This is a genomic window from Stenotrophomonas sp. NPDC077420 (assembly GCF_044543385.1).
Taxonomy (GTDB): Bacteria; Pseudomonadota; Gammaproteobacteria; order Xanthomonadales; family Xanthomonadaceae; genus Stenotrophomonas.
The window spans coordinates 254,950-269,582 of the sequence record NZ_JBITVZ010000001.1 but is presented as its reverse complement, the minus strand read 5'-3'; the positions used below and the strand labels follow the sequence as shown (position 1 = coordinate 269,582).

The window sequence follows — 14,633 nt, the reverse complement described above, 5'->3', positions numbered from 1 at the left end:
ATGCGGTCAATGACTCGACCCACCTCGGGACGTCCCGCATGCCCAGCCCGCCTGCCACCGTTGCCAGCACCGCCGCTGCCGCTCCATGGCTTCGCACGTTCTCCAGTACCCCGCCACGGGTACCACCGCGACCGACAGCGTCGAACGCGCAGTGGGCCGCTACTTCGCCCGCGACGGTGGCGAACCAGCCGACGCCACTGCGTGATCTGACGAACACCATCGCCATGTCACCCGACGCCATCCTTGATCACGACGTCTGGGGCAGCGACTTCGAAGATGGGGCCTACACCGAGGTGGAACAGGCGGAATTCGATGTCCGCTTTGCGCACGAAGCGCTGGAGATTGCCAACGCGCAACGCGATTGGTTTGCGCCACCTTCGCAGGAAAGGGTCAATCGCGACTGAGCGCGACGCAGCCGTGCACACCCGCAACGGTCTGAGCATTTTATGAAAGCTGCCGGGGACTGCCACTCAATAATGGCGGTCCTTTCCCTTATGGCGCTTGCATTCCATGCGGACTCCTACCGCCCTGCTGCGCATCTGCGCTTTTCTCGGCAACCAGAACGCCAAAGAAAAGGTCTCGATCCGGGATCAGCTCAAGCCAATCACGCTCAAAGAGATCCGCAACCACCTGCCCACCGGGTGGTCGCGCCCACCCCGCATCGATCCCGACGTTGTGGTCAACATTCCCCGCGCCAAGCTGGCAGCGCTGCCGCTGCATCCCGGGTTGCCTGCGGCCGCGCCGCCCCCGTGCATTCCAACGTCGGTATCAAACCGCCTGGCCTCCGTTGTCGACAGCAAGGACACCAGCTGGTTGCATCACGGGCCGGGCGCGCGCATTCCGGTGGCGCAGAACGGCAGGGAGCTGCATCCGCTGGGCCTGCATCGGCCATCCGCTGCCCGGGAAGCACCGGGACCGATGGATACGCTGGACCGCCAGGCCATGTCGCTGATCCAGGCAGAGAAAGATCCGCACAGCTTCTTCGGCGACGTGGGCGAGCGCCCAGCGGAGGCGATTCATACCGCGCATAACGTTCTGATGGCCCGCCAGACCGACACCCTGATGCGTGATGACCCATGCGCCAGTGACAGCGAACCGACAACGTCACCGCGCGATAGTGATGTCGAGGTGGTGTCGGACGCGCTGACGCAGGAACCGGTGGCGGCATCAGACCCGTGGTTTGACATGGAAACGCGCGAGATCGACGCCTTCGATGCCATGCTGAGCGACTACAGTGAGGACGTGGCTGCGACTGGCGACAGCACCCCGCCGCCGCCGCCGATGCCACCCGCGATGCCTGAAACACACAGCCGCAGCGTGTCGCCTTCGACTCGCTCTACGCCGTCCTCACCGCCGACATCGCCATTCAGCCCGGGAAATGTTTCTCCTTCCCGACCGGCACACGCCGACCTGATGGCGGAACTTCTTGCAGCACTCTCGCAACGTCAGCCGCTCAGCCCGGTTGCGCAGACGCAGAAGGCGGTGCGCTCCGACGTGGAAGCCGCCTTCCTCGGTGCCTTCGCCCAGATGGACCGCAGGTTCGAGCTCACCAAGGCCAAAGACGCCGATGCCGACGCTTCCGATTCCGATTCCATCTCTGGCGACTCCGGACGCGGGAGCGGCATCCTGGAGTTCACTACGGCAGCGTCCCCTGGACTGGTCATACGCGAGGCAGGCGCTGACCACGTCGTCGCCGACGACGAATGGGGCGATTCCACCGCGTGATAGAGCTGCCGCTCCGGATGCTGCGACCCGGAGCGGCGCCGACTCAGTTGGCCTGGCGCTCCAGCGCCTTGAGCAGCTGCGCCGGCGGCACGTAGCCGCCCAGCTGGGTCCCGTCGGCGGCGAACACCGCCGGCGTGCCACTGACCCCCACCTGCTGGCCGAGGTTGTACTGCATGGCCACCGGGCTGGTGCAGTTCTTCGGCGCGACCGGCTGGCCCTGCTTGGCGCTGGTCAGCGCCTTGCGGCGGTCGCTCGCGCACCAGACCGAGATCATGTCGGTGAAGTCCTTGCTGCCCGGGCCCATGCGCGGGAAGGCCAGGTACTCCACGGTGATGCCCATGCGGTTCAACTCGGGAAGGTCCTGGTGCAGCTTGCGGCAGTAGCCGCACTCGATGTCGGTGAACACGGTGAGGGTGTGCTTGGGATTGGCTGCGGCGAACACGATGCGCTCACCGCGCGGCACCTTGTCCAGCAGCTGCCTGCGGTAGGCCAGCAGGCCGGCGCTGCTGGCCGGGGCGCGGTTCTGGATGTCGTACGGCTGCGACTGCATGAGGTAGCGGCCATCGTCGGACACATACAGCACCTGCCCGCCCACCAGCACTTCGCGGAAGCCCGGGAACGGGGCCGCGCCGATGTAGTCCGGCTTGAACTTCGGGTCCAGGCCGGCCAGCGCGCTGCGCACGGTCTGGTCGGCGTTGGCATTGGCCGGGGCGGCGCTGCTGGCCGGCGTGGCGGCCGGCTTGGCGGCCGGCGGCGCCGGCTGGGCGCAGGCGGTCAGGCTGAGCGCACCGCACAGGGCCACGGTAAGGACTCGAAGCATCTGCAGTTCCACGGTAAAAGGTGCCCGATTCTCGCACAGCCGCCCGTGCCGGGATGTCACGGCGGTCGCGATGGGCACGCCTGCGATGGCGGCGAGCGAATCCTGGAAGCGATCGCTCACCGGCACGTGCACGCTCGTCGCCCCTCCGCCCGCCCGTCCCGCCTTCCCGTGCATTCCCTTTCATCGATCGCGCTTTCGTTCAAGGCCCATGTCCTCCGCCGCACCTCCGCCCGCGTGGCGCTGGCGGCCGATTCCGAGGACGGCAAACGCTTCTTCCGTGCCATGGACAGCATTCACAACAGCGAAGACCGGTTGTCCCGGCGCTTCTGGAGCGGCGCGTTGAGTGCGCCGAAGCTGGTGGACCGCGCCGCCCACCTGGCCCGGCTGCGTGAACGGCTCATGCCGTCCGGACATGTCGCCGACCGCATCCTGCACCTGGAGCAGGTCCTGGAGAGATGTGGCGAATGCCGGCCGCGCTGGGTGTGCAATACCGGGCCCCGCGCGCAGAGCATGCAGGCGCTGGTTGCGCCCGACGCGGTGCTCGCGCGGGCGCGCGCTGCGCTGGCGACCCTGTTCTGGCAAGGTGAACTGACCACGGCCGCTGACTTCAAAGCGGCTTACCTGCATGCCAATCCACCGGACATCAATGACCCGGACCGTGCCGCAGACCTGCACCGGGCGGCCATGGAACATCTCTACGCGAAGGCCCCGGCGGTTGAACACAGCGGCCAAAAGGCGCTGCTGTTCGCGTTCGGCGCCCGCGTGGCACCCCAGCACCGTCCTTCGGTTGCATCGCTGTCGCCCAGCCGTGGATCACGCAGCGACGCGGTAAACGCGTGGTGGACTACCGCGATGCTGTCCGACGCGCCCACTGGTTCGGACAGCGACGCGGAATCCGACGCGGGCAGCTGCAGCACCGCCTCCACCGCCTGGGTGGCGATCGGCGCGCCCCGGGAAAGCTACGCCTGAGCGGCAGCGCCGTGCGCCACTACCCTCTGGGGTGGTGCCGTGCGTGCAGTTTCTGCAGGTGTTCTCGAGCCACCAGGGTGTAGATCTGGGTGGTGGACAGCGAGCTGTGGCCCAGCAGCATCTGCAGCGCGCGCAGGTCGGCGCCGCGGTTGAGCAGGTGGGTGGCGAAGCTGTGGCGCAGCCCATGCGGGCTGATCCGCACCGGATCGATCCCCGCCAGCGCGGCGTACTTCTTCACCAGCGTCCAGAACTGCTGGCGGCTCAGCGGCTGCAGCGAGGGTTCCAGGAACAGCGGCACCTCCCCATCGCGCGCCGGCACCGTGCGCGTGCCGACCAGCTGCGGCCGCGCTTCGCGCAGGTAGCGTTCCAGCCAGTGCTGCGATTCCTCGCCCAGCGGCACCAGCCGTTCCTTGCTGCCCTTGCCGGTGACCCGCAGCACGCCCTGGCGCAGGTTGACCGCATTGGCCGGCAGGTCCACCAGCTCGCTCACGCGCAGGCCGGCGGCGTACATGAGTTCAAGCATGGCGCGGTCGCGCAGGCCCAGCGGCTGCGCCACGTCCGGTGCTGCCAGCAGCGCGTCGATCTGGCTTTCGGCCAGGGCCTTGGGCAGCAACCGTGGCAGCCGCGGCGGGTCCAGCAGCGCGCTGGGGTCTTCGCTGCGCTGGCCGCGGCGCAGCGCGTCACCGAAGAAGGCACGCAGCGCCGACAGCAGCCGCGCGTTGCTGCGCGGCGACCAGCCATGCGTCGCGCGCCAGGCCAGGTAATCGAACAGACCGGCGCGGTCGATGCCGGCCAGGCCACCGCCGGCACCGTTGCGCCAGCGTGCCAGTCCTTCCAGGTCGCGCCGGTAGCTGTCCAGGCTGGCCCGGGCCAGCCCCTGCTCGGCCCAGATCGCGTCGAGGAAGCGGCGGATCAGCGCGGCGTCGTCGGCGCGCAGTTCGGGCAGGTGCTGCACCAGCTGGCGGCGTGCGGCGGGGGTGGCGGTGTCGGACATGCCCACAGGATACGGAGACGGGACCGCGCCGGCCATCCACAGCGAACGCCGGCGCGGGTATGCTCGGCGCATGAGCGCACCTACCGCTGTCGCCACGGATACCGCCCGCCCTGCCTCGCTGCTGGTGTGGCGGCTGCTGTCGCTGCTGTACGACTTTTTCCCGGCGCTGGCGCTGTGGATGCTGGTCGGCGCGCTGTTCACTGCCGGCTACGCCACGGGCCACGCCGCGCGCGACAACATCGCGCCGTTCAGTGCGCTGCAGTGGCTGCTGTGGGGGTGCTGCTGGGGGGTGACCGGGCTGTACGCCACGCTCAGCTGGCGGCGCGGCGGCCAGACGCTGGGCATGCGGCCGTGGCGGTTGCAGGTGGTGAGGGCCGATGGGGGTGCGCCTACGCTGGGGCAGTTGTGGGTGCGTTATGCGGTAGGAACCGTGTCGGTGCTGCTGGCCGGGCTTGGGCTGTGGTGGGCGTTGGTGGATCGGCAACGGCTGACGTGGCACGACCGGGCAAGCGGCACCCGGTTGTTGCGATTGCCCAAGCGGTAGGTACCGACCGTTGGTCGGTACGAACTAGGGCGCAACGACCAACGGTCGTTGCCTACCGTCGGACGGACCCGGCCCAGGTCAGCCGGATTTGCGCCGGAACAGCATGCCCGACACCACCAGCATCACGATCGGCGGCAGCGCGTACGCGATGCGGTAATCGAACTTCAGCGCACCGGCCATGCGCCCGAAGAACAGCTGCAGCAGCCAGAAGCCCAGCGCGAACAGGATGCCCAGGAACAGGCGCTTGCCCATGCCGCCGCTGCGCAGGGAACCGAACGCGAACGGCACCGCCGCCAGGCACAGCGCCAGCACGTTGACCGGGTAGAACCAGCGGCTCCAGTAGATGTCTTCGTAATCGCGCGCGTCCAGCCCGTTGCGCTTGCGGTACTCGATACTGGTGCGCAGGTCGCGCGCGGCCAGGTTGCGCGGCTTGGAGAAGCCGGTCGCCAGCGCGCCGGCGTCCAGCTGCGAATCCCATTTCTCCGACGCCGCGGTGGTGCGGGTGGCCGAGCGTTCGCCGAAGGTATCGCGGCGCACCTGGTTCAGGGTCCAGCCGTCCGCGCCGTGCACCACCGTGGCGGCGTGGGTCAGTGTCGCAATGCCGCCGTCGGCCGCGATCTGGTACAGCCGAACGTCATTGAGGGTCAGCTGGGTGCCCCCGCCGGGCAACAGCTGTTCTTCACCGCTGCCCGCGCTGAGGAAGGTGTCGCCCTCGCGCACCCACACCCCCGAATAGCGGGACGCGGACAGGCTCTGCCCCGATTTGGCGCTGGCCTTGATGTTGTCGGCGCGGTCCTGCGCCCACGGCGCCAGGGTTTCACCGGTCAGCACCATCACCGCGGTCATCAACGACAGCGCGATCGCCACCGAGGCGCTCAGTCGCTTGCGCGACAGGCCCAACGCACGCAGCGCGGTCAGTTCCGAGGTGGCGGCCATCTGGCCCAGCCCCATCAGCGAACCGATGACCGCCGCCGTCGGGAAGAACGTGTAGGCGCGGCGCGGCACCGTGTACAGCACCCAGGCCACTGCATGCCCCAGGGTGTAGCTGCCCTTGCCCACGTCCTTGAACTCGCCGGACAGCGCCATCACCACGTCCAGGCCCACCAGCACCGCCCAGGTCAGCAGCACGGTGCCGAACACCGCCCGGCCCAGGTACACGTCGAACCGCATCGGGAGCAGCCTCATGCGGTCCTCCGGGGGCGCGACAGCCGGCCATCGCGCAGGTACATCCAGATCGCCAGCGCCAGCAACGGCAGGCTCAGCCACCACAGGCCCACGTAGGTCGGCAGCTTGCCGTCGGCGATCCAGCGGGTACCGATGAACATCAGGTTGGTGCCGACCATGTAAGCGAGGAAGGCCAGCATCATGCGCCCGTAGCGCTGCTGGCGGGGCGAACTGCGTGCCAGCGGCACGGTCATCAGCGCGAAGGCCAGCGCGATCAGCGGTGGGGTCAGGCGCGAGTGCAGCTGCGCCTGCGCCTCGGGCCGCGCGTCGCCGAACAGGCGGCTGGTCGGCAGCAGTTCGGGATCATTGTCGTCGCGGGTGTCGGCCCCGTCGGGCAGGGCCACGTCGTTGCGGGCGAAGGTCATCAGCCGGTAGTCCAGCCCGCCGTTGGCCGGGCCCTCGATCTGGTGGCCGTCTTCCAGCTGCAGGTAGCGCTGGCGGTCCCCTTCGAAGAACATCCTGCCGCTCTCGGCCGAAGCCACCTCGATCCGGTCGCCGCGGGTGCGCTGCAGGAACACCCGGCCCAGGCGGCTGCCGTCGGCGCTCACCGAGGACAGGTAGACCACCCCGCCGTTGGGGAGAATGGTGAACTTGCCCGATTCCAGCCCGGCCATCACCAGGCTGCGGTTGGCCTCGGCGATCAGCCGTTCACTGGTGCGATCGGCCCAGGGCCCCAGCCACATCGAGCACAGCGCCACCAGCACCACCACCGGCAGCACCAGCATCAGCACCGGCCGCAGCAGCCGCCTGGGCCCCACCCCGATGGCGGTCAGCACCGCCATTTCCGAGTCCCGGTACAGCCGCGCCGTGGCCAGCAGCAGGCCCAGCATCAGCGCCAGCGGCAGGATCAGCGGCATGTAGACGATGAACTGCAGGCCCAGCTGGGAGAACAGCAGCCGGGCCGGCAGGCGGCCGTCGGCGATGTTGCCCAGGATATCCACCAGCACCCCGCCCACGCTCACCACCAGCAGCACGATCAGGGTGGCCAGGAAACTCTGGACGAAATCACGCAGGAGGTAGCGATCGAGCTTCGACATGGGGCGGTGGTTTAAACTCTCGGATTCGTTCGCGTGGCTGCCCAGTCTACTGACGGGACGTAAACAGCTCGCGATTGTACGGATTTGCCAACGGAATCTGATCAATGGCCCTCGAATTTACCCTGAACCACGCTGCCCCGGCCTCGGCCGAGGTCGACTGCGTCATCGTCGGCGCCTACGCTGACCAGACCCTGAGCCCGGCGGCGCAGGCCTTGGACGCCGCGTCCGGCGGTCGCCTGACCGCCCTGGTCGCCCGCGGCGATGTCAGCGGCAAGACCGGCGCCACCACCCTGCTGCATGACCTGCCCGGCGTGTCGGCCCCCCGCGTGCTGGTGGTCGGGCTGGGCGAGCCGGCCAAGTTCGGCGTGCCGCAGTACATCAAGGCGGTGGGCGACGCCAGCCGCGCGCTGAAGAGCGGGGTCAACCGCCACGCGCTGTTCACCCTGTCCGAGCTGGAGATCAAGGGCCGCGATGCGGCCTGGAACATCCGCCAGGCAGTGATCGCCGCCGACCACGCCAGCTACCGCTACACCGCCACCCTGGGCACCCGGAAGCCCGAGGCCGCGGGCCTGGCCCGCCTGGCCATCGCCGGCACCGACACCCAGGCGCTGCTGCAGGGCCAGGCCATCGCCGCCGGCGTGCAGCACGCCCGCGAGCTGGGCAACCTGCCGCCGAACCTGTGCACCCCGGCCTACCTGGCCGAGTCCTCGGTGGCCTTCGCCCAGGCCCACGCCGGCGCCGAGGCCGAGATCCTGGACGAAACCCAGATGGAAGCGCTGGGCATGGGCTCGCTGCTGGCCGTGGCCCGCGGTTCGGCCAACCGCCCGCGCCTGGTGGTGCTGAAGTGGAACAACGGCGGCAGCGCCAAGCCGTACGTGCTGGTCGGCAAGGGCATCACCTTCGACACCGGTGGCGTGAACCTGAAGACCCAGGGCGGCATCGAAGAAATGAAGTACGACATGTGCGGTGGCGCCAACGTCATCGGCACCTTCGTCGCCGCGGTCACCGCCCGGCTGCCGCTGAACCTGGTGGTGGTGGTGCCGGCGGTGGAGAACGCCATCGACGGCAATGCCTACCGCCCGTCCGACGTGATCACCTCGATGTCGGGAAAGACCATCGAAGTGGGCAACACCGACGCCGAAGGCCGCCTGATCCTGTGCGACGCGCTGACCTACGCGCAGCGCTTCGAGCCGGCCGCGCTGGTCGACGTGGCCACCCTGACCGGTGCCTGCATGGTCGCGCTGGGCCACCAGACCGCTGGCCTGATGACCAAGCACGACGACCTGGCCAATGAACTGCTGGCCGCCGGCGAACACGTGTTCGACCGCGCCTGGCGCCTGCCGCTGTGGGACGAGTACCAGCCGATGCTGGATTCCAGCTTCGCCGACGTCTACAACATCGGCGGCCGCTGGGCCGGCGCGATCACCGCCGGCTGCTTCCTGTCGCGCTTCACCGAAGGCCAGCGCTGGGCGCACCTGGACATCGCCGGCGTGGCCAGCGACGAAGGCAAGCGTGGCATGGCCACCGGGCGTCCGGTCGGCCTGCTGACCCAGTGGCTGCTGGACCAGGTCGCGCGCAGCTGATGTCCCGCGCCGACTTCTACCTGATCGCCAAGCCGCGCTTCCTCACCGAGCCGCTGCGCCTGGTCTGCGAACTGGCCCGCAAGGCCAACGACGCCGGCCTGCAGACCCTGGTGCTGGCCCGCGACCAGGCGCAGGCCGAAGAACTGGACGAGCTGCTCTGGTCGTTCGACGACGATGCCTACATTCCGCACCAGATCGCCGGGGAAGATGCCGACGAGGACGAAGCGCTGGTGCTGATCGCGGTGCCCGGCGCGCAGGCGCCGAGCCGGCCGCTGGTGATCAACCTGCGCGACGATCCCTACCTGGGCGCCTGCGACCGGGTGCTGGAAGTGGTGCCGGCCGACCCGGCCGCGCGCGAACCGCTGCGCGAACGCTGGCGCCAGTACAAGGCGCTGGACTTCGTGCTGAACAAGTACGACATGTAAGCCCGCGGCGGCGCCCTTGATCGGGCCCGCCGCCGCCCTGATCCTTTACCGATTGCCTCCTGGTTGCCCCCGCATGACCCAACTTGCCTCCAGCTACGACCCCAAGACCTTCGAAACGGCGCTGTACGACGCCTGGGAGAAGGCCGGGCACTTCAAGCCGTCCGGCAAGGGCGAGCCGTACACCATCCTGCTGCCGCCACCGAACGTGACCGGCACCCTGCACATGGGCCACGCGTTCCAGCAGACCCTGATGGACGCGCTGGTGCGCTACCACCGCATGCGCGGCTACGACACCTTGTGGCAGGTGGGAACCGACCACGCCGGCATCGCCACCGAAATGGTGGTGTCGCGCAACCTGGCGCTGGCCGGCACCGGCGAGAGCCGCGATTCGCTGGGCCGCGAGGGGTTCATCGAAAAGGTGTGGGAATGGAAGGCGCAGTCGGGTGACATCATCGAGCGGCAGATGCGCCGGATGGGCACCTCGGCCGACTGGTCGCGCAGCACCTTCACCATGGACCCACAGCCGTCCGAAGCCGTGGTCGAGGCGTTCCTGCGCTGGCATGAGCAGGGCCTGATCTACCGTGGCCAGCGCCTGGTCAACTGGGACCCGGTGCTGAAGACCGCCATTTCCGACCTGGAAGTGGAAAGCGTGGAGGAAGACGGCTTCCTGTGGTCGATCGCCTACGCGCTGGAAGACGGTGCCAGCTACGAGCATGTCGAGCGCGACGCCGACGGCGTTGAGACCCTGCGCGAAACCCGCGCGTATCTGGTGGTGGCCACCACCCGCCCGGAAACCCTGCTGGGCGACACGGCGGTGATGGTGCACCCGGAAGACGAGCGCTACGCGCACCTGATCGGCCGCAGCATGACCCTGCCGCTGACCGGGCGCAGCGTGCCGGTGATCGCCGACGAGTACGTCGACCGTGCGTTCGGCACCGGCGTGGTCAAGGTCACCCCGGCGCACGACTTCAACGACTACCAGGTCGGCCTGCGCCACAACCTGCCGATGATCAACCTGTTCACTCCGGTGGCGGCAATCAACGACAACGCCCCGGAAAAGTACCGCGGGCTGGACCGCTACGAAGCGCGCAAGGTGATCCTGGCCGAGCTGGAAGACCTGGGCATCCTGGTCGAGACCAAGGCGCACAAGCTGCAGGTGCCGCGCGGCGACCGCACCCAGCAGGTGATCGAGCCCTACCTGACCGACCAGTGGTTCGTGAAGATGGACGCGCTGGCCCAGCGCGGCCTGGAACTGGTCGAAAACGGGTCCATCCAGTTCGTCCCGGCCAACTGGATCAACACCTACCGCCACTGGATGGAAAACATCCAGGACTGGTGCATCAGCCGCCAGCTGTGGTGGGGCCACCGCATTCCGGCGTGGTTCGACGCCGCCGGCACCTGCTACGTGGGCCGCGATGAAGCCGATGCGCGCGCCCGCGCCGGGCTGGGTACCGATGTGGTGCTCACCCAGGACAGCGACGTGCTGGAAACCTGGTTCTCCTCGCAGCTGTGGCCGTTCTCCACGCTGGGCTGGCCGAACGAACAGGCGATGGCCGAGCGCGGTTTCGAGCGCTACCTGCCGTCGTCGGTGCTGATCACCGGCTTCGACATCATCTTCTTCTGGGTGGCCCGCATGATCATGGCCACCGACAGCTTCACCGGGAAGATTCCGTTCAAGGACGTCTACATCACCGGCCTGATCCGCGATGCGCAGGGCCAGAAGATGTCCAAGTCCAAGGGCAACGTGCTCGATCCGCTGGACATCATCGACGGCATCTCCATCGACGACCTGGTCGCCAAGCGCACCACCGGGCTGATGAAGCCCAAGGACGCGCCGAAGATCGAGAAGCAGACCCGCAAGGATTTCCCGGACGGCATCATCGCCCACGGTGCCGACGCGCTGCGCTTCACCATCGCCGCGCTGGCCACCCACGGTCGCGACATCAAGTTCGACATGAGCCGCGCCGAAGGCTACAAGAACTTCTGCAACAAGCTGTGGAACGCCAGCCGCTTCACCCTGATGAACACCGAAGGCGCGCAGTTCACCGGCGTGCCGCAGCCGCGCACCGACGCCGAGCGCTGGATCCTGGCGCGCCTGGCGGCGGTGTCGGCCGAGGCGCAGGCCCACTACGCCAACTACCGCTTCGACCTGCTGGCGCAGGCGCTGTACGAGTTCGCCTGGAACGAGTTCTGCGATTGGTTCCTGGAGCTGACCAAGCCGGCGCTCAACGGCGACAACGCCGAGGACGCCACCAGCACCCGCCACACCCTGCTGTACGTGCTGGAAGCGCTGCTGCGCCTGCTGCACCCGCTCACCCCGTTCGTGACCGAACAGCTGTGGCGCCAGGTGGCGCCGCGCCTGGGCCTGGACGGCGACACCATTTCGCTGCGCCCCTATCCCACCGCGGAGGAGTTCGCCGGCGATTTCGTGCGCGCCGAGGCCGACGTGGAGTGGCTGAAGTCGATGGTCAGTGCACTGCGCCGCGTGCGCAGCGAACTGAACGTGCCGCCGGCCAAGCAGGTGGGCCTGCTGCTGCAGGGCGGCAGCGAGGACGACCGCAACCGCGTTGCGCGCTTCACCTCGTCGCTGTCGTTCCTGCTCAAGCTGGAGCGCATTGAATGGCTGGCCGGCGATGCGGACACCCCGCCGGCCGCGACCGCCATCGTGGGCGAGCTGAGGCTGCTGGTCCCGCTGGAAGGCCTGGTCGACCTGGGCGCCGAGCGCGCCCGGTTGGACAAGGAAATCGCGCGGGTGGAAGCGGAGAAGGAAAAGAGCGCGGTGAAGCTGTCCAGGTTCACCGACAAGGTACCGGCAGCGGTGATCGAGCAGGAGCGCGTGCGCCTGGTCGACTGGACCGCGCAGCTGGATGGTTTGGTCGCGCAGCGCGCGAAGCTGTAAGCGGACGGCGCGTGGCGACCAACGGTCGCCACCTGCCGGGGTTCGCACGATTCGATTGCGTGGGTAGAGCCACGCCCTGCGTGGCTGCCCCCTACAACGGCGGCATCGTCTGGATGTCGTCGTCGACCAGTTCGATCGCCATCACCAGCGCATCTTCGCGCCCATCACGGGCCGGGTAATAGCGTGGGCGCCGGCCGATCTCGTTGAAGCCTTCACTGTGATACAGCGCCACCGCCGGCGTGTTGGACGGCCGCACTTCCAGGAACACCCGCTGCGCGCCATGTTCGCGCGCCAGCTTCACCAGCGCACGGAACAACATCCTGCCCAGCCCGCGGGTCTGGCAGGCCGGATCGATGCAGACATTCAATACGTGCGCTTCGTCGGCGGCGATGCTCAGCACCCCATACCCCACCAGCACACCGTCATCTTCGAGCGCCAGCGCCGGATAACCGGCACGCAGGCAATCGACGAAGATGCCGCGCGTCCATGGGAACGGATACCCGCGCAGCTCGATCTCCATCACCGCGTCCAGGTCGCTTTCGCGCAACGCGCGCAGCGTCATCGGGCGCGGCGCGCTGACCGCGCTCATGCCCGGCCCCGCTTGCGCAGTGCCCTCAACTGCGGCCACAGCGCGCGCTTGGCGGCGGCGTTGCCGCGCAGTTCGTCCAGCTTCCAGCCGGCCATCAGCGCCTGGGTCTCCGGATCATTCGGATTGCAGCCGGAGGCGCGCAGCAGCGCGATCTGCAGCGGCGGCGGCATGCGTACGGCCGGGCGACGGGCCCCGGGGCGTGCCGGTGCGGCAGGCGTTTCGGCAGCGGGTGCAGTGCGGCGCTGCGGGGCGGGAGCATCATCGCTGGGCGCGTTGCCGCGCATTGGCAGCGAAGCGTCTTCCCTGCGGGACGGTGCGTCGCGCCCTGGGGCCGGGGTGTCCTGCCGGTCGGGGGCCGGTACCGCGCCCAGGTCGATCTGCGATGCCGGCGCCGGTTCGACGCTGCCGTCCACGAACACCGTATACCCCATCGCCTGCAGCCAGGACTGCTGGGCCGGGGTCCACAGCGACGGGGCAGCCGGCGTGCTCACGCCGCAGGTCCGGCCGACTTGCGGGTGCGCTGCCACAGCCAGCTGACCGGCCCGGACAGCGCGTAGATCACGCCCACCGCGAACAGCACCCGCGGCAGGTCGATGACCATGATCGCAATGGCGATCGGCACCAGCGCCAGCGCCAGGAACGGCACGCGATCCGCGCGCGGGCCCTTTTCACCGCTGCCCTTGAAGCTCCAGAAGCGGATCCGGCTCACCATCAGCAGGGCCGCCACCAGCGTCACCGCCAGCGCCACGTAGCGCAGCTCATTGCCATCCCAGCCCAGCTGGCCATCGGCAAAGGCCCACACGAAGGACATCATCAGCCCGGCCGCGGCCGGGCTGGCCAGGCCGATGAACCAGCGCTTGTCGACCACGCTGACCTGGGTGTTGAAGCGGGCCAAGCGCAGTGCGGCGCACGCCGCATACAGGAAGGCGACCGCCCAGCCGACCCGGCCCATGACCGGGTCGTCGAACTTCAGCCACGACAGCGACCAGTGGTACATCACCAGCGCCGGGGCCATGCCGAAGCTGACCAGGTCGGCCAGCGAGTCGTACTGCACGCCGAATTCGCTGCTGGTGCCGGTCAACCGCGCCACCCGCCCGTCCAGGCCGTCCATGACCGCGGCCACGAACACGGCGATGGCGGCATTGACGAAATCCCCGTTGGCGGCGGCGATGATCGCGTAGAACCCCGCGAACAGCCCGGCGGTGGTGAACAGGTTGGGCAACAGGTAAATGCTGCGCGAGCGCGGCGGGGGTTTCATCTGATCCATGCCGGCCAGTTTAGTGGCTGCGACCCCGTTTGGGGGGAGGCTTGCCAGCGCCGGGCCGGGATGCTGCAATCGCGCACTGTCCCCTGCTACCCGGAGTTGCCATGCGTGCCCTGCCCCTCGTGTGCTGCCTGCTGCTGCTCGCCAGCGCTTCGGCCAGCGCCGGAACCGTCTACAAGTGGAAGGACGCCAACGGGGTGACCCAGTATTCGGAGAAGCCGCCCACCGGGCAGCAGGCCGAACAGCGCCAGGTGCAGAACCGCGACCCGGCCGCGCCCAAGGCCACCGTCGCCGCGGCCCCGGCCGAATCGGCCGACTGCACCACCTCCCGCGCCAACCTGACCCTGCTGAACGGCAAGGGCGCGGTGATGCAGGACACCAATGGCGACGGCAAGCCCGACACGGCGCTGGACGACAACCAGCGCCAGGCGCAGAAAGCGCTGGCGGAAGCGGCGATCAAGGCGTACTGCCCGCCAGCCGCCTGAGCGGCCTCCCCCGACCAACGGTCGGGGGCTACCGGGTGTGGCGCCCTTGCCCGTGGGATCGAGTGTGGTGCCCTT

At 68.8% G+C, this 14,633-nt stretch carries 15 protein-coding genes; 8 read left to right on the top strand and 7 right to left on the bottom strand.

From position 1 onward, the window contains the following. Nucleotides 1-224: 224 nt before the first annotated feature. Together ACIGII_RS01195 and ACIGII_RS01190 are read left to right on the top strand one after the other, a co-directional pair. Nucleotides 225-404, top strand: coding sequence for a hypothetical protein (locus tag ACIGII_RS01195; protein ID WP_399635551.1), 180 nt, complete (start codon nucleotides 225-227; stop codon nucleotides 402-404). Between the two features lie 106 nt (nucleotides 405-510). Then, nucleotides 511-1,725, top strand: a complete 1,215-nt coding sequence (locus tag ACIGII_RS01190; RefSeq protein ID WP_399635554.1) for a hypothetical protein — start codon at nucleotides 511-513, stop codon at nucleotides 1,723-1,725. A 43-nt stretch (nucleotides 1,726-1,768) separates the two neighbouring features. Here the strand turns inward: ACIGII_RS01190 and ACIGII_RS01185 are convergent, their stop codons facing one another. Further along, the gene (locus tag ACIGII_RS01185; RefSeq protein ID WP_399635557.1) at nucleotides 1,769-2,545 is read right to left on the bottom strand and encodes a DsbC family protein; all 777 of its coding nucleotides are present in this window, start codon (nucleotides 2,543-2,545) and stop codon (nucleotides 1,769-1,771) included. A gap of 234 nt (nucleotides 2,546-2,779) precedes the next feature. Here ACIGII_RS01185 and ACIGII_RS01180 point away from each other — a divergent pair, with 234 nt between their 5' ends. Next, nucleotides 2,780-3,514 (top strand): hypothetical protein, encoded by a 735-nt coding sequence (locus ACIGII_RS01180; RefSeq protein ID WP_399657374.1) that lies wholly within the window; start codon nucleotides 2,780-2,782, stop codon nucleotides 3,512-3,514. A 19-nt stretch (nucleotides 3,515-3,533) separates the two neighbouring features. On the opposite strand, the gene xerD is transcribed toward ACIGII_RS01180, so the two are convergent. After that, complete coding sequence (gene xerD / locus ACIGII_RS01175; RefSeq protein ID WP_399635562.1) at nucleotides 3,534-4,508, bottom strand: site-specific tyrosine recombinase XerD; 975 nt, start codon at nucleotides 4,506-4,508, stop codon at nucleotides 3,534-3,536. Nucleotides 4,509-4,578: 70 nt separating this feature from the next. On the opposite strand from xerD, the gene ACIGII_RS01170 reads away from it, so the two are divergent. Next, the gene (locus ACIGII_RS01170; protein WP_399635565.1) at nucleotides 4,579-5,052 is read left to right on the top strand and encodes an RDD family protein; all 474 of its coding nucleotides are present in this window, start codon (nucleotides 4,579-4,581) and stop codon (nucleotides 5,050-5,052) included. Nucleotides 5,053-5,130: 78 nt separating this feature from the next. Here ACIGII_RS01170 and lptG read toward each other — a convergent pair whose 3' ends face one another. Both lptG and lptF read right to left on the bottom strand, forming a co-directional pair. Beyond that, nucleotides 5,131-6,237, bottom strand: a complete 1,107-nt coding sequence (gene lptG, locus ACIGII_RS01165) for an LPS export ABC transporter permease LptG (protein WP_399635568.1) — start codon at nucleotides 6,235-6,237, stop codon at nucleotides 5,131-5,133. After that, nucleotides 6,234-7,313: an LPS export ABC transporter permease LptF gene (gene lptF, locus ACIGII_RS01160; RefSeq protein WP_399635571.1), complete on the bottom strand. Its 1,080-nt coding sequence runs from the start codon at nucleotides 7,311-7,313 to the stop codon at nucleotides 6,234-6,236. The genes lptG and lptF overlap by 4 nt, the downstream gene beginning before the upstream one ends. 104 nt (nucleotides 7,314-7,417) lie before the next feature. Here lptF and ACIGII_RS01155 point away from each other — a divergent pair, with 104 nt between their 5' ends. From ACIGII_RS01155 to ACIGII_RS01145, 3 genes are all read left to right on the top strand, one after another. Then, a complete protein-coding gene (locus tag ACIGII_RS01155; protein ID WP_399657371.1) occupies nucleotides 7,418-8,896 on the top strand; it encodes a leucyl aminopeptidase in 1,479 nt (492 codons plus the stop codon). Further along, on the top strand, nucleotides 8,896-9,321 hold the full coding sequence (locus ACIGII_RS01150; protein ID WP_399635576.1) for a DNA polymerase III subunit chi: 426 nt from the start codon (nucleotides 8,896-8,898) through the stop codon (nucleotides 9,319-9,321). Before ACIGII_RS01155 ends, ACIGII_RS01150 begins: the two co-directional genes overlap by 1 nt. Nucleotides 9,322-9,394: 73 nt before the next feature. After that, entirely contained in the window at nucleotides 9,395-12,220 is a 2,826-nt protein-coding gene (locus ACIGII_RS01145; RefSeq protein ID WP_399635579.1) for a valine--tRNA ligase, read from the top strand. Nucleotides 12,221-12,311: 91 nt separating this feature from the next. Here the strand turns inward: ACIGII_RS01145 and rimI are convergent, their stop codons facing one another. Genes rimI through pssA form a run of 3 tightly spaced genes read right to left on the bottom strand, consistent with a single transcriptional unit; the run spans nucleotide 12,312 to nucleotide 14,076 of the window. After that, complete coding sequence (gene rimI / locus ACIGII_RS01140) at nucleotides 12,312-12,809, bottom strand: ribosomal protein S18-alanine N-acetyltransferase (RefSeq protein WP_399635582.1); 498 nt, start codon at nucleotides 12,807-12,809, stop codon at nucleotides 12,312-12,314. Further along, nucleotides 12,806-13,300 (bottom strand): hypothetical protein, encoded by a 495-nt coding sequence (locus ACIGII_RS01135; protein WP_399635583.1) that lies wholly within the window; start codon nucleotides 13,298-13,300, stop codon nucleotides 12,806-12,808. The genes rimI and ACIGII_RS01135 overlap by 4 nt, the downstream gene beginning before the upstream one ends. After that, entirely contained in the window at nucleotides 13,297-14,076 is a 780-nt protein-coding gene (gene pssA / locus ACIGII_RS01130; protein ID WP_399635586.1) for a CDP-diacylglycerol--serine O-phosphatidyltransferase, read from the bottom strand. The genes ACIGII_RS01135 and pssA overlap by 4 nt, the downstream gene beginning before the upstream one ends. Nucleotides 14,077-14,177: 101 nt before the next feature. Here pssA and ACIGII_RS01125 point away from each other — a divergent pair, with 101 nt between their 5' ends. Next, nucleotides 14,178-14,558 carry a DUF4124 domain-containing protein gene (locus tag ACIGII_RS01125; protein WP_399635587.1) on the top strand — a complete coding sequence of 127 codons (381 nt, stop codon included), beginning with the start codon at nucleotides 14,178-14,180 and terminating at the stop codon, nucleotides 14,556-14,558. The last annotated feature ends 75 nt before the right edge of the window (nucleotides 14,559-14,633 follow it).